At 38.6% G+C, this 14,046-nt stretch carries 14 protein-coding genes and 16 tRNA genes; 22 read left to right on the forward strand and 8 right to left on the reverse strand.

The features are described 5' to 3' along the window. From tolB to nadA, 20 genes are all read left to right on the forward strand, one after another. The gene (tolB, locus tag HWV02_RS06560; protein WP_211679022.1) at window positions 1-1,371 is read left to right on the forward strand and encodes a Tol-Pal system beta propeller repeat protein TolB; all 1,371 of its coding nucleotides are present in this window, start codon (window positions 1-3) and stop codon (window positions 1,369-1,371) included. Between the two features lie 20 nt (window positions 1,372-1,391). Further along, window positions 1,392-1,970, forward strand: coding sequence for a peptidoglycan-associated lipoprotein Pal (pal, locus tag HWV02_RS06565; protein WP_211679023.1), 579 nt, complete (start codon window positions 1,392-1,394; stop codon window positions 1,968-1,970). Between the two features lie 12 nt (window positions 1,971-1,982). Next, window positions 1,983-2,768 carry a tol-pal system protein YbgF gene (gene ybgF, locus HWV02_RS06570; RefSeq protein WP_255547101.1) on the forward strand — a complete coding sequence of 262 codons (786 nt, stop codon included), beginning with the start codon at window positions 1,983-1,985 and terminating at the stop codon, window positions 2,766-2,768. Between the two features lie 223 nt (window positions 2,769-2,991). Next, window positions 2,992-3,068: transfer RNA gene (locus HWV02_RS06575), tRNA-Met, on the forward strand. 29 nt (window positions 3,069-3,097) lie between these two features. After that, window positions 3,098-3,173: transfer RNA gene (locus HWV02_RS06580), tRNA-Val, on the forward strand. A gap of 44 nt (window positions 3,174-3,217) precedes the next feature. Next, a tRNA-Met gene (locus HWV02_RS06585) sits at window positions 3,218-3,294 on the forward strand. Between the two features lie 31 nt (window positions 3,295-3,325). Continuing rightward, a tRNA-Val gene (locus HWV02_RS06590) sits at window positions 3,326-3,401 on the forward strand. A gap of 66 nt (window positions 3,402-3,467) precedes the next feature. Next, window positions 3,468-3,543, forward strand: a tRNA-Lys gene (locus tag HWV02_RS06595). A gap of 36 nt (window positions 3,544-3,579) precedes the next feature. Continuing rightward, window positions 3,580-3,656: transfer RNA gene (locus HWV02_RS06600), tRNA-Met, on the forward strand. Window positions 3,657-3,696: 40 nt separating this feature from the next. After that, window positions 3,697-3,772, forward strand: a tRNA-Val gene (locus HWV02_RS06605). Window positions 3,773-3,794: 22 nt separating this feature from the next. Beyond that, window positions 3,795-3,870 (forward strand) — tRNA-Lys (locus tag HWV02_RS06610). Between the two features lie 37 nt (window positions 3,871-3,907). Continuing rightward, window positions 3,908-3,984: transfer RNA gene (locus HWV02_RS06615), tRNA-Met, on the forward strand. A gap of 40 nt (window positions 3,985-4,024) precedes the next feature. Next, window positions 4,025-4,100 (forward strand) — tRNA-Val (locus HWV02_RS06620). 22 nt (window positions 4,101-4,122) lie between these two features. Beyond that, window positions 4,123-4,198 (forward strand) — tRNA-Lys (locus HWV02_RS06625). Between the two features lie 37 nt (window positions 4,199-4,235). Further along, window positions 4,236-4,312 (forward strand) — tRNA-Met (locus HWV02_RS06630). Between the two features lie 40 nt (window positions 4,313-4,352). After that, a tRNA-Val gene (locus HWV02_RS06635) sits at window positions 4,353-4,428 on the forward strand. A 22-nt stretch (window positions 4,429-4,450) separates the two neighbouring features. Beyond that, window positions 4,451-4,526 (forward strand) — tRNA-Lys (locus HWV02_RS06640). Between the two features lie 40 nt (window positions 4,527-4,566). Next, window positions 4,567-4,642, forward strand: a tRNA-Val gene (locus HWV02_RS06645). Window positions 4,643-4,723: 81 nt separating this feature from the next. Beyond that, window positions 4,724-4,799: transfer RNA gene (locus HWV02_RS06650), tRNA-Lys, on the forward strand. Window positions 4,800-4,991: 192 nt separating this feature from the next. Continuing rightward, complete coding sequence (gene nadA, locus HWV02_RS06655; protein WP_211680054.1) at window positions 4,992-5,999, forward strand: quinolinate synthase NadA; 1,008 nt, start codon at window positions 4,992-4,994, stop codon at window positions 5,997-5,999. An 84-nt stretch (window positions 6,000-6,083) separates the two neighbouring features. Here nadA and HWV02_RS06660 read toward each other — a convergent pair whose 3' ends face one another. From HWV02_RS06660 to HWV02_RS06670, 3 genes are all read right to left on the reverse strand, one after another. Beyond that, window positions 6,084-6,470, reverse strand: coding sequence for a helix-hairpin-helix domain-containing protein (locus HWV02_RS06660; protein ID WP_211679024.1), 387 nt, complete (start codon window positions 6,468-6,470; stop codon window positions 6,084-6,086). Window positions 6,471-6,739: 269 nt separating this feature from the next. Next, entirely contained in the window at window positions 6,740-7,285 is a 546-nt protein-coding gene (locus tag HWV02_RS06665; protein WP_211679025.1) for a septation protein A, read from the reverse strand. 116 nt (window positions 7,286-7,401) lie between these two features. Continuing rightward, entirely contained in the window at window positions 7,402-8,850 is a 1,449-nt protein-coding gene (locus HWV02_RS06670; RefSeq protein ID WP_211679026.1) for a peptide MFS transporter, read from the reverse strand. A 329-nt stretch (window positions 8,851-9,179) separates the two neighbouring features. Here HWV02_RS06670 and rfaH point away from each other — a divergent pair, with 329 nt between their 5' ends. After that, window positions 9,180-9,689, forward strand: a complete 510-nt coding sequence (gene rfaH / locus HWV02_RS06675; protein WP_211689976.1) for a transcription/translation regulatory transformer protein RfaH — start codon at window positions 9,180-9,182, stop codon at window positions 9,687-9,689. An 87-nt stretch (window positions 9,690-9,776) separates the two neighbouring features. On the opposite strand, the gene HWV02_RS06680 is transcribed toward rfaH, so the two are convergent. Then, window positions 9,777-10,157: a type IV pilin protein gene (locus HWV02_RS06680; protein ID WP_211679028.1), complete on the reverse strand. Its 381-nt coding sequence runs from the start codon at window positions 10,155-10,157 to the stop codon at window positions 9,777-9,779. 221 nt (window positions 10,158-10,378) lie between these two features. On the opposite strand from HWV02_RS06680, the gene glnS reads away from it, so the two are divergent. Continuing rightward, on the forward strand, window positions 10,379-12,025 hold the full coding sequence (gene glnS, locus HWV02_RS06685) for a glutamine--tRNA ligase (RefSeq protein ID WP_211689977.1): 1,647 nt from the start codon (window positions 10,379-10,381) through the stop codon (window positions 12,023-12,025). A 128-nt stretch (window positions 12,026-12,153) separates the two neighbouring features. Here the strand turns inward: glnS and fur are convergent, their stop codons facing one another. From fur to HWV02_RS06705, 4 genes are all read right to left on the reverse strand, one after another. Further along, complete coding sequence (fur, locus tag HWV02_RS06690; RefSeq protein WP_211679030.1) at window positions 12,154-12,579, reverse strand: ferric iron uptake transcriptional regulator; 426 nt, start codon at window positions 12,577-12,579, stop codon at window positions 12,154-12,156. 364 nt (window positions 12,580-12,943) lie between these two features. Continuing rightward, the gene (fldA, locus tag HWV02_RS06695) at window positions 12,944-13,471 is read right to left on the reverse strand and encodes a flavodoxin FldA (RefSeq protein ID WP_211689978.1); all 528 of its coding nucleotides are present in this window, start codon (window positions 13,469-13,471) and stop codon (window positions 12,944-12,946) included. A gap of 32 nt (window positions 13,472-13,503) precedes the next feature. After that, window positions 13,504-13,776, reverse strand: a complete 273-nt coding sequence (gene ybfE / locus HWV02_RS06700) for a LexA regulated protein (protein ID WP_211674630.1) — start codon at window positions 13,774-13,776, stop codon at window positions 13,504-13,506. A gap of 36 nt (window positions 13,777-13,812) precedes the next feature. Further along, window positions 13,813-14,028, reverse strand: a complete 216-nt coding sequence (locus HWV02_RS06705; RefSeq protein ID WP_211674631.1) for a DUF2788 domain-containing protein — start codon at window positions 14,026-14,028, stop codon at window positions 13,813-13,815. Between the last annotated feature and the right edge of the window lie 18 nt (window positions 14,029-14,046).

Below are 14,046 nucleotides of genomic sequence, written 5' to 3' on the forward strand. Positions count from 1 at the left end.
ATGAGTATAACTAAACGATTTTTATCTTTCTTTATTGTGTGTCTAATGCAGATACAAATCGCGCATGCGGCATTAGAAATTGTCATTACAGAAGGCACAAACAGTGCCAGACCTGTCGCCGTCGTTCCGTTTAAGTGGTTAGGTGCACAGCCTAAACCAAAAGACATGACTGATTTCGCTAGTATTATCGCGGATGATTTACGTAATAGTGGTCGTTTTTCTCCACTGGAACGCCGCTTAATGCCACAAACACCAGCAACAGAAAGTGCCGTTGATTATGCAGCCTGGAAAGAAGCAGGTGTCGAAGCAATCGTGATCGGTACAATAAAACCACTACAAGACGGCCGTTTACAGATCCATTTCCAACTCATTAATGTGTTATCTGGTTTTAAAAATCAAACGCCACAAAAAATTGATGATCAGTTAGTTAAAAATACCGATCATATTAAGCTTAATTTGAAAGGTAATTTCTCGACTCGTCGTCCTCGTCATATCTCACATCGTTTAAGCGATTATATTTTTGAAAGTCTGACCGGTACCCGTGGCGCATTCTTAACGCGTATTGCTTATGTCGCTATTAATTATGATGATAAATATCCATTTAAATTATTAATTTCTGATTATGATGGTATGAATCAACATATATTATTCCGCTCAAAAGAACCAGTTATGTCACCGTCGTGGGACCCTACTGGTAAAAAACTGGCTTATATGAGTATGGAAGACAAAAAACATGAAATCTGGATTTATGATCTGGTCACACAGAAACGTGAGCTAATCAAACCATATAAAGGGAGTAATATTTTCCCGGTCTTTTCACCTGATGGCTCGAAATTGTCGATGATATTGTCTAAATCTGGGCAAGCAGATGTATATGCTTACGATTTGAAAACCAAAAACTTGGAAAGGTTGACGAAAAATCGTGGTATTGATACCGAAGCAACCTGGACGCCTGATGGTAAGTCGATTGTTTTCACCTCTGAACGTGGCGGGCGTCCGCAAATTTATCAGGTTAATTTAGCAAGTAAGAAAATTAAACGACTGACCTTTGAAGGTAACGCAAACTTAAATCCTTCAATTACTCCAGATGGTGAAAATTTAGTGATGGTTAGTTTGCAAAAAGGTAAGTATAGTGTAACGAAGCAGGATTTGTCAGATGGATATGTTCAAAAACTGACTAACGGTCGTCTTGATAAGTCGCCAAGCATTGCGCCTAATGGCAGCATGGTTATTTACAGCACGGTTGTTAAGGGAAAACAGGTATTATCGTTAGTCTCAATGGATGGGCGCTTTAAAGCGGTTTTACCAGCAAGTGATGGAGAAGTAAAATCACCAGCGTGGTCACCTTTCTTGACATCTAAAAAGAATTAATTATTGATAGGAAAATGAAAATGCAACTAAATAAAATCTTAAAAAGTTTAGTAATTGCGTTACCAATGCTGACATTGGCTGCATGTAGCTCAACAACGGATACAACTGAAAATGATGCAGTTGAAAGTTCTGCACAACAAACAACAAATGACTCAACGGCTAATGCTGAATCAGATCCAACTGTTGTTAGTGGTAGTGATACTGACATAAGTATTGACCCAGTTGAAAATTTAACACCTGAAGAAGTTAAAAAACAAGTAATTGACGAGTTACGTAAACGCCACGTTGTTTACTTTGGTTTTGATCAACAAGCCGTTACTGCAGAGTACGGTGAGTTATTACAAGATCATGCTAATTTCTTAATTGATAACCCTGAAGTTAAAGTGTTAGTTGAAGGTCATGCCGATGAGCGTGGTACGCCAGGTTACAACATTGCACTAGGCGATCGCCGTGCTGATGCTGTGGTTAAATACCTAACTAACTTAGGTGTTTCTTCAAGCCAAATCTCGACAGTTAGTTATGGTGAAGAGAAGCCTGTAGATACTTCTCATACTCAAGCTGCATTCTCTAAAAATCGACGTGCAGTGCTAGTTTACTAAGGATTAGTCACCTTGATTCGAATTAATACTAAAACGGCCATGATCATGGCCGTTCTTTATAGTGGTTTCGGGCATGCCGCACCAGCAACAGTATTTGATGTAAATGCAAGTACTGAACCGATGATAACTAAAAAACAGACTCGTTCTGTTGAGCAACGCTTGACCCGTATAGAGAATATCCTCCACGCTCGAACGAGAGCACAATTAGAAACCCAGCAGAGACTTGATCAATTATCAATTGAATTAATGAATTTACAGGGTGCTATCGAAGAAAACGAACTAGAGCAAGGCAAAATTACGCAACGTCAGCGTGATATTCTCAATGATATTGAGCGTATTCGTACAACTCTCGTCGCAAAACCTGCTGTTCCTGCTGCAATTGATGCAAATATTCTAAATGCAACAAATCAGCCGGTAAATTTGACCGGTAAAGATGCTTATAACTACGCGATCAAATTAATCAAAAATGAACGTAAATACGATGAAGCAATACCTGCGTTACAAAGTTTCATTTCTACGTATCCAGAATCTGAGTTAGCCGCTAATGCACATTATTGGTTAGGTCTGCTTTTGCGTAAAGATAATAAGAATGATGATGCTAAAGCTGAATTTGAGACGATCGTAACTAAGTATCCTACATCAAATAAACGAGCAGACTCTTTACAAAAACTTGGTCAACTCGCTAAGCTATCGGGCTCTAAGAGTGAAGCGAAGCGTTATTTTGAACTCGTGATTAAAGATTATCCAAATGATGCTGTTGCTAAGTTAGCAAAAAAAGAGCTAGCAGCACTGAAGTAATATTTTAAGATTGAACAACATTAACGAACTATTGGTTTGTGCTATTTGTCATCTTATTGGCGTTAAACTGAACGGAATTCAGAGTTTTATCATTGAATTGTGATTCTGAGCAGATTTTACTTGCAGAGTTTTCTGAAAAAAGTATTATAGCCGCCATCGAGACAGGGGTTAGCGAAAACAACGTAAGTCGTTTAGTTCATTGATGTCTTGATTATAGAATTGTCGCGGGATGGAGCAGTTTGGTAGCTCGTCGGGCTCATAACCCGAAGGTCGTTGGTTCAAATCCGGCTCCCGCAACCATTTCTATTACCAATTAATTTGGTATATGTGGGTCCTTAGCTCAGTTGGGAGAGCATCGCCCTTACAAGGCGAGGGTCACTGGTTCAAGCCCAGTAGGACCCACCACATTTAATTACGAACCCTACGTAAGCTAAATGAAAACATATTGTCGCGGGATGGAGCAGTTTGGTAGCTCGTCGGGCTCATAACCCGAAGGTCGTTGGTTCAAATCCGGCTCCCGCAACCAATTTGTTCGCTATATAAATAGCAAAAATTGTGGGTCCTTAGCTCAGTTGGGAGAGCATCGCCCTTACAAGGCGAGGGTCACTGGTTCAAGCCCAGTAGGACCCACCACAAATTATTAAGTTTGGTTATATATTTTTTTAAATAAATAACTAGACTTCATAAAGAAAGTACTTGGGGCTGTTAGCTCAGTTGGTAGAGCAGTTGACTTTTAATCAATTGGTCGAAGGTTCAAATCCTTCACAGCCCACCACTTTCTTTAGTTCTGATAAAGAACACACAGCATTGTCGCGGGATGGAGCAGTTTGGTAGCTCGTCGGGCTCATAACCCGAAGGTCGTTGGTTCAAATCCGGCTCCCGCAACCAGTTATAACGATAGATACAACTATCGCTAAATAAATATCGTGGGTCCTTAGCTCAGTTGGGAGAGCATCGCCCTTACAAGGCGAGGGTCACTGGTTCAAGCCCAGTAGGACCCACCACTATTTTTAAAGAAAGAATTTGGGGCTGTTAGCTCAGTTGGTAGAGCAGTTGACTTTTAATCAATTGGTCGAAGGTTCAAATCCTTCACAGCCCACCACTTTCTTTAGTTCTGATAAAAGAACACACAGCATTGTCGCGGGATGGAGCAGTTTGGTAGCTCGTCGGGCTCATAACCCGAAGGTCGTTGGTTCAAATCCGGCTCCCGCAACCAGTTATAACGATAGATACAACTATCGCTAAATAAATATCGTGGGTCCTTAGCTCAGTTGGGAGAGCATCGCCCTTACAAGGCGAGGGTCACTGGTTCAAGCCCAGTAGGACCCACCACTATTTTTAAAGAAAGAATTTGGGGCTGTTAGCTCAGTTGGTAGAGCAGTTGACTTTTAATCAATTGGTCGAAGGTTCAAATCCTTCACAGCCCACCACTTTCTTTAGTTCTGATAAAAGAACACACAGCATTGTCGCGGGATGGAGCAGTTTGGTAGCTCGTCGGGCTCATAACCCGAAGGTCGTTGGTTCAAATCCGGCTCCCGCAACCAGTTATAACGATAGATACAACTATCGCTAAATAAATATCGTGGGTCCTTAGCTCAGTTGGGAGAGCATCGCCCTTACAAGGCGAGGGTCACTGGTTCAAGCCCAGTAGGACCCACCACTATTTTTAAAGAAAGAATTTGGGGCTGTTAGCTCAGTTGGTAGAGCAGTTGACTTTTAATCAATTGGTCGAAGGTTCAAATCCTTCACAGCCCACCACTTTCTTTAGTTCTGATAAAAGAACACACAGCATTGTCGCGGGTCCTTAGCTCAGTTGGGAGAGCATCGCCCTTACAAGGCGAGGGTCACTGGTTCAAGCCCAGTAGGACCCACCACTTATTATCGTTGTGATATGTCCTAACATAAACAACAAAACTTCTATTTAAGGAATCCTTAATAGAAGCAGTAAAAGTAAAGGGCTGTTAGCTCAGTTGGTAGAGCAGTTGACTTTTAATCAATTGGTCGAAGGTTCAAATCCTTCACAGCCCACCACTTTACTTCTCTTTATAATATAAAGAGTATAATAAGAATAAAACAAAAAAGCCTCGCTATTAGCGAGGCTTTTTTGTATGAGTCGAAAAAAAATCACGCTAAATTACGTTTTCATGACAATGCCATGTATAATACGCGAAGATAAATTTTTTGAGCTCTGAGTAATTAGCTATGACTCCCAATGTAGTAGAAATGGAATATCCATTCCCAAAAAAACCAGTTCCGTTATCGGCACAAGAAAAACTGGATTATAAAGCACGTATTAAACAGCTTTTAAAAGAAAAAGATGCAGTATTAATTGCACACTATTATACAGATCCTGAAATTCAAGCGCTTGCAGAAGAGACTGGCGGTTGTGTTGCTGACTCTTTGGAAATGGCTCGCTTTGGGAACAATCACCCAGCTAAAACGCTAATCATTGCCGGAGTTCGTTTCATGGGGGAAACGGCAAAGATCTTAGCTCCAAGCAAACGTATCATCATGCCTGCACTGGAAGCAACTTGTTCATTAGACCTAGGCTGTCCTGTTGAAGAGTTCTCGGCATTCTGTGATGCGTATCCTGATCATACCGTTGTGGTATATGCAAATACATCTGCAGCCGTTAAAGCGCGCGCTGACTGGATTGTCACATCAAGTATTGCGCTGGATGTAGTCGATCACCTTGATAGTGATGGCCAAAAATTAATTTGGGGTCCTGATCGTCATTTGGGTGCTTGGATTGAAAAACAAACTGGCGCAAAAATGGTTCGCTGGCAGGGGGCTTGTATCGTCCATGATGAATTTAAAGCATCAGCGTTAAAACGTTTGAAAGAAGAAAACCCAGACGCAGCGATCCTAGTTCACCCTGAGTCACCTGCCGATGTAATCGATCTTGCAGATGCGGTTGGTTCAACGAGCCAATTGATTAAAGCGGCAAAAGAACTACCACAACAAAAACTGATTGTTGCTACGGATAAAGGTATCTTCTTTAAGATGCAGCAAGCGTGTCCTGAAAAAGAAATGATTGCTGCTCCAACTGGTGGCAATGGCGCGAGTTGTCGTAGTTGTGCAATGTGTCCTTGGATGGGCATGAATGGCCTGCAAACGATTGAAGATTCATTGGTTAATGATGAAGGGCATGAAATTTTTGTTGATGAAGACATTCGTGTTAAAGCGCTTATTCCATTAGAACGTATGTTGAGCTTTAACGTATCAAACTAAGCGTTAATAAACATTAACGAATTAAGCCTGAATGCTTTTGCTTCAGGCTTTTTTATCGCTAAAAATCGTACTGAGAATTGTCTATCAGTCTGTTACACTAATTTTTCCCGCTAACTTTGCCACTGTTACGTTTCCTATCCCATTGACACTCACTAAGTCTGTTATTGCGCTAAATTCCCCGTTACGCTCACGCCATTGGATTATTTGCACCGCCTTATATTTTCCTATGCCAGGTAAAGCAGTAAGCTCTAGCTCATTCGCGGTATTAATATTTAATGGCATTAATGATGCGTCACGTGAAATTGATGAATGGCTGAGATCAAAAGCGGTCGTTTCTGTTGGGGTGATGACTGCATGCTCATTATTCATATTAGAAACCGTTTTGACTTGTTCTGCATTTGCTTGCGGTAAAATAAACAAGGGTGCAGTAACTGCGACATATAGCGCTAAGCGAGTAATTTTTTTCAACATTGATATTCCTTCATAGTCATGATGATATTGTATGTTCAGAATAAATTGTAGTGTGATTTTACATTGTTGTTACCCGCTAAGTAGCTTGTTGTGCTAGCTATCACATGCTTATAGAGGAAGTTATACGGGTGCTCAAATTGTCAGTATTAGGAAAGTAGTAGGGATCTGAAAGGGGGATATTAAGAAGAAGCACAGTATTTAATTAATACGTTTTTAGTCAGTTTTTAATTAAATACGGTGCCAGATATAACTATTTTTCTTACTTAAGCTTATTTGTTATTGCTGTTTTCTTTAGGCATATAACGGTAGAGATAAATGACGGTCAATATCGTAAAAGCTAACATGATGCCCAGTACGCCAAAGACTTTAAAATCAACCCATAACTCTTCTGACATGTTAAACGCAATGTAATGATTTAAACCAGCAAGCGAGAGGAAGAATATTGACCATGCTGCGTTCACGCGTGACCACACAAACTCAGGTAAAACCATTTCTTTACCTAACATCTTTTTAAGTAAGTTTTGTTTGAAGCCATATTGGCTAACCAATAAAACAATTGAAAATAGGCAGTAAATAATAGTTACTTTCCATTTAATAAAACTCGAATCTTGTGTAAATAAGGTAATACCACCAAACACGGTCACCATAGCAAACGTGATTAATTGCATTTTTTCAACTTTACGATATTTATACCAGCTAAAGAGTAATGTACATGCCGTTACTGCGATTAATGCTGCAGTTGCGGAATAAATATCGTACATTTTATAAATAACGAAAAAGACGATCAGAGGAATGAATTCATTAAATTGTTTCATAAAATTTTTGGCTCACGGCTAACGATTTAATCCAGTTTATCACGAAAATCGTAGATATAAAAAAACAGCCTCATGATGAGGCTGTTTTTACATTTATTTAAATTAGATTTTCAGTATTAAGCTGTTGCTGCAACTGGTTTTTGATTCGTCGTTTCTTCTTGCGTAATAACTTGACCTTCTGCGCCGTGCATCCAGTAAATTAGCTTGCGTGCTGATGCAAATAGGATCAGAGATGAAATCACAGCTGCTATTGCAATACCGCCAAAGATAGCCATTGGACCTGCTTCACCAATTTGCGCGCCAATCATACCGGCCACTTTATTTGCAATGGCGTTAAAGCCAAACCATGCGCCCATCATCAGTGATGCTAAGCGTAATGGTGCTAATTTAGTGATCATAGATAGACCGATTGGAGAAAGACATAATTCACCCATAGTATGGAAGAAGTACGCACCAACCAACCAGTACATGCTTGTTTTAACGGTTAAGTCGCCACCTTGCTCTAATGTTGCAAAGATCATGAACATAAAACCAATCGCTAACATTAATAATGCCATTGCAAATTTAACGGGTGATGTCGGCTCTTTCGGGCCCATTTTCATCCAGATCATACTTACGATAGGTGCAAAGGTAATAATAAAGAATGGATTTAATGATTGGAACCAAGCAACAGGTACTTCAAAACCACCAATCATACGGTCTGTATAATCATTTGCGTAAAGGTTCATTAGACCACCGGCTTGTTCGAAACCAGCCCAGAAAATGATAACAAATAGTCCTAAAATTAAGATAACTTTAAGACGATCAACTTCGATGGCCGTTAGCGTTGGCTTTTTACCTTTATTAGCAGTCAATTCTTTCTTCGCTGCCGCTTCAATACCAATATTACCTAAGTATTTATTCGCGAATAATTTTTGTAAGACAACGCTAAGTACCATCGCGATACCAGACATTAAGAAGCCATATTTGTAATTTCCGGTGTAAACAACGACAGCACCAACAAGGATACCAGACAAGAAAGCACCAATATTAATGCCCATGTAGAAGATAGTGAATGCACCATCACGACGATTATCGCCTTCTTCATACAGGTCACCAACCATAGTGGAGATGTTTGGCTTGAACAGGCCATTACCAGCGATGATGAATGCAAGGCCTAAATAAAGCCCAGCAGTAGGGCTGAGTGATAACGCTTCTACTGGTAAGAATAATGCGAATTGACCTAATGCCATTAATACGCCACCAATTAAGACACTTTTACGTTGTCCTAGGAAGTTATCTGCTAACCAGCCACCAATGAGAGGAGTGATGTAAACTAAACCTGTGTATGTACCATAAAGAGAAAGCGCATCTGCTTGGCTCCAACCTAAACCTGGAAGACCAGTTTGATAATTAGGATCGGTTAATAATGCAGCCGCTTGCTGGTCTTGGGTTATTGAAACAAGGAAGATAACGAGAATTGCACGCATGCCATAATAACTAAAGCGTTCCATCATTTCTGTACTGAATAAAAGGAATAAACCTTTTGGGTGACCCATAAATGTATCTGAATTATTAGGATTCATAATATCGCCTGTTTTGTATTTGTTTTGTATTTGTTTTTATATTTATTTTTATGATTTTATGCTGATAAACTATCCGTTATCAGGTTATTCATTCTTTTATATCCCTTTTACTAGTTGTTAACAAGCGTAAAAACCAATTATAAGAGGTCTGTCAACATAATCTGAGTATTTGTTCTATGTTTGTTCTGTGAGTGTTAAGTGTATGTTATTCACGTGGTTGTTTATGGTTGTTATATATGCATTTAATTCAGATTTTAATTTAGACTTTAATTTAATATTTTTTGACGTAATATTAGAGGCGTTATCATGATTAGGGTTATCAAGTTTAAATGATGGAAACCAAAAAAGAGTGGTACTTACTGTACTGTAAAGGAAAGGAAGAAGTTAGAGCTCAGGTTAATCTTAAAAACCAAGGGATTGAAAGCTTTTATCCAACGATGAAAATGGAAAAAAAAGTACGCAGTAAACTTGTATATAAAGATGTGGTTATTTTTCCTAATTATTTATTTGTTGAAATTGACACGCTGGCGGCTAATTTCAATAGTATTCGTTCTACCCGTGGGGTTATTGATTTTGTTAAGTGCGGTAAACATTATACCAAAGTACCTGCTAACTTGGTTGCGGAGCTAAAAGAAAAACAACAATGCCGAGATAAATCTGAAATTGATGTCACCTTATTTACCGAAGGCGAAAAAGTGATTATTCAGGATGGTGCTTTTAAAGGTATTGAGGCTATTTATCAATGCAAAGATGGATTAGAACGTTCAATGCTATTGATTAAGTTAATTAACAAAACGACGACAATGAGTGTTGCTAACGCTGAAATCAAAAATAAATAAGGAAAATAAACCAGAAAACCAGCAGTAATTCAGCATAAGCCCAGCCTTATTGTTTAGATAAGGCTGCTTTCTATATCCCTTCTTTTATCACCAACATACTTTCGGTAATCGCGTTAAATTATGGTCTAAACTCAATGTTCGACAATGGCTATCACTGCGTTGATTATTTATCGCTGTTGCAATCACTTGGTACTGATTATTCGTTGTGATCTTTATACTGTATTGGTAAGTCTCACTACTAAGGTCAATCGATAAATGTCGCAATTCAATATATTCTTGATGCCGACTATAATTATCGGTTTCTAATAAGCTAATTGCTGTTAATTTCATTTTGGCTTGATCACGATGTGTTGCTAGCATGTAGTGCTGGTAATTAGGTATCCCTATACTCGCTAAAATAGCCACGATGGCCACTGTTATAAGTAATTCGATTAATGTAAAACCGGGTGACATGGGCCATTTATGCATACTATTTTTCCGCTATTATTAAGTTATCCTGAGTCTAGGTAATAAATCTATAGCTGGTGATGTTTTAAACAGTGTTGTGATAATGATTGTATTAAGAGTAAGATTAATTCCTCCTGAGCAAGCCTAACTGGCCCGCATTAGCATTTAGTTGTTGTGTCTGAGGCAATTTTGTTAGATCATTGTTCACTATTTTATTAAAAATTTACTGTTTGAGGTAAGGAATGAGTCAGGCTGAAGTACGCCCAACGAACTTTATTCGTCAGATTATTGATGAAGATTTAAATTCCGGCAAACATACTAATGTGCATACGCGTTTTCCGCCAGAGCCGAATGGCTTTTTGCATATTGGTCATGCCAAATCGATTTGTTTGAACTTTGGTATTGCTGACGATTACCAGGGACAGTGTAATCTACGTTTTGATGATACGAACCCAGAAAAAGAAGACATTGATTACGTTCATGCAATTCAAGAAGACGTAAAGTGGTTAGGTTTTAACTGGGATGGTGAAGTTCGCTATTCATCAAATTACTTCGATAAATTATTCGAATATGCAGTTGAATTGATTCAAGCGGGTAAAGCTTATGTTTGCTTCTTAAATGCAGAGGAAACACGTGAGTACCGCGGTACGCTGAATAAGCCGGGTAAAAATAGCCCATACCGTGAAACGAGCATTGACGAAAACCTCGCGTTATTTAATAAAATGCGTGACGCTGGTTTTGCTGATGGCGAATGTTGTCTACGTGCAAAAATTGACATGACGTCATCGTTCATGTGTATGCGTGATCCCGTTATCTATCGTATTAAGCGTGCACATCATCACCAGACAGGTGATAAATGGTGTATTTATCCAATGTACGATTTCACGCATTGTATTTCTGATGCGATAGAAGGTATTTCTCACTCTATCTGTACATTAGAATTCCAAGATAACCGTCGTGTTTATGATTGGGTATTAGACAATATCTCAATTGATTGTCGTCCGCGTCAGTATGAATTCTCACGTTTGAATATTGAATATACGATGATGTCTAAGCGTAAGCTTAATGCATTAGTGACAGAAAACCATGTAAGTGGTTGGGATGATCCACGTATGCCAACAATTGCTGGTTTACGTCGTCGTGGTTATACAGCTGCGTCAATTCGTGAATTTTGTAAACGTATTGGTGTGACTAAACAAATCAATACGATCGAAATGGGTATGCTAGAAGCATGTATCCGTGAAGATCTTGAAGATTCAGCACCACGTGCAATGGCGGTTCTTGATCCGGTTAAATTAGTCATTACTAATTATCCAGAAAATCAAACCGAGCAATTAATTGCACCTGCACATCCTAAACTAGATATGGGTACTCGTACGTTACCATTTAGTCGTGAACTATTTATTGATCGTGCGGATTTCCGTGAAGAAGCGAACAAGAAATATAAACGTTTAGTATTAGGCAAAGAAGTTCGCTTACGTAATGCATACATTGTTAGAGCCGATGACGTTGTAAAAGATGATGCGGGTAATATCATTGAAATTCACTGTACTTACGATGATGAAACACTTGGTAAGAACCCAAGTGATGGTCGTAAAGCTAAAGGTGTTATTCATTGGGTATCAGCTGCTGATGCTGTTGATGCGGAAGTACGTGTTTATGATCGCCTATTTAAAATAGAAGATCCTGCAAGTGTTGAAACATTAGAAGAAGCATTGAATGAAGAATCATTAGTTGTTATCAAAACAGCTAAAGTTGAACCAGGCCTTGTTGCTGCTCAACCTGCAAGCGCATACCAGTTTGAACGTGAAGGTTACTTCTGTGCAGACAGTAAAGATTCAACAGCGGATAAGCTTGTGTTTAACCGTACAGTGTCTTTACGTGGCTAAGTCTGTTTTATAGGACTCACGTAGCATCAAGGGATGATATTTTTTTCTTGGTGTTATTTAAAGTTAAAAAATACGCATAAAAAAAGGAGCTATAGCTCCTTTTTATTTATCTTATTTTTAGTGTGTAATTATTTATGATTACACTTGCCATCTAATGAACGGCCATACAAGTATAAACTGTGGGCTTGTAATGACATATCATTTTCTGCTGCAATTTCACGTTGACGATCTTCGATCAAGTCATCATGGAATTCAATTACGTGGCCACAGTCAAGACATACAAGGTGGTCATGGTGGTTTTGAGTAGCCAGTTCAAAAACAGATTTACCGCCTTCAAAATAATGACGAGTAACAATACCTGCATCATCAAATTGGTTAAGCACTCGATATACTGTCGCAAGCCCAATTTCTTCACCTTTACTGAGCAATTGTTTGTATAGATCTTCGGCACTGGTATGCTGACTGCTAGGGAGTTGTAATAATTCTAAAATTTTGATTCTTGGCAGGGTTATTTTTAATCCTGCTTTTTTTAATGCGGTTTTTCTATCAGTCATAACGTACTCATTTTTAAAATAGAGAAAAGTATATTTTCTTTACATTCCTCACTATTATATGACGAGACGCAAAAACAATAAACCTCATATTTGTTAAAGCGGGATTTAAATACAAAAATTTACGTATTAACCGAGCTTTTGTTTAGTCTAGTGTGACCAAAAGTGATTAAATCTGATCTTAATATGTTGTATATGGCAAGCAGAAAAAGATAGCGTATGATATGTATTCCTAAATGGATGGGTAAATGAATGTTATTTAATTAGAGTGGCTGTGTAATGGGGCTTTAGCTGGGGGGGAGAGTAAAAGGTAAAGTAACGTGTATACGTCGTTTACCTTTTATTTATATAGTTTATAACTAAAAGATTAGTCTTCTAGTTCTGCAAGACACATTTCGCTGTGGATTTGCTTTACCCAAGCTTCAACACGATCTGCTGTTAGTTCTGGTTGACGATCTTCATCAATACCTAAACCAACAAAGTGATTGTCATCAGTGAGTGCTTTAGATGCTTCGAAATCATAACCTTTAGTTGGCCATTCACCGATTAATGTACCGCCTTTTGCTTCAACAACGTCACGTAGTGTGCCCATTGCATCAAGGAAGTACTCAGCGTAATCTTCTTGGTCACCACAACCAAAGATTGCAACTAGCTTGTCAGAAAAATCAATTTCTTCTAGTGAAGGCATGAAATCATCCCAATCACATTGAGATTCGCCATAATACCAAGTCGGAATGCCTAAAATTAATAGGCTGAACTCGTTAATATCTTTCGTTGTTGATTTTGCAATATCTTTAACATCAACAAGTTTTTTACCCAGTTGTTTCTGGATCATCTTAGCAACTACTTCTGTGTTACCAGTGTCACTACCAAAAAATAAGCCTACGCTAGCCATTCTTAAATTATCCTAATAGTTTTAATTTAAACTTATTTTGCTACATGTGTTTGCAGTAATTGTTGTATATATTCACTGCGCGTCATATTAGCACTTTTTGCTTTTATATTTAACATATCAAACAAGTCTTGTTCGACCTTTAATTCAATACGTTTGAATCCGTTAGCCTTGTCTCGGCTTAATTGGTTACGTTTATTCTGTTTCAACTGCTCTTTACGTGATAACGGATTGGTTTTGGGTCTACCAGCACGCTTTTCTTCAGCAAAAAGGTCAATCGTCGTTCTATCGAAACTTTCCTTTGCCACGTTATATTCGCCATTGCAGTTAATACTATAAGATTATTAAATCTGGGTTTCCCAGACAGTGATCAATACTTCTTTAAAAACAAAGCCAGCCATACCAAAGCAGAGTACAAACCAAACCGCTACACGTCCAAATTGAGGTACATTACCTTTTTTAAGTACGTCGTGAATTGCCATGCCGATTAAAAAAAACAGCGCAACAAAGAACAATTTAGTGCCGACAGATTCAATTAAGTCAATGTATTCATACAACATAACAATATTCACCTAAAG

The organism is Moritella sp. 28 (assembly GCF_018219435.1).
Taxonomy (GTDB): Bacteria; Pseudomonadota; Gammaproteobacteria; order Enterobacterales; family Moritellaceae; genus Moritella.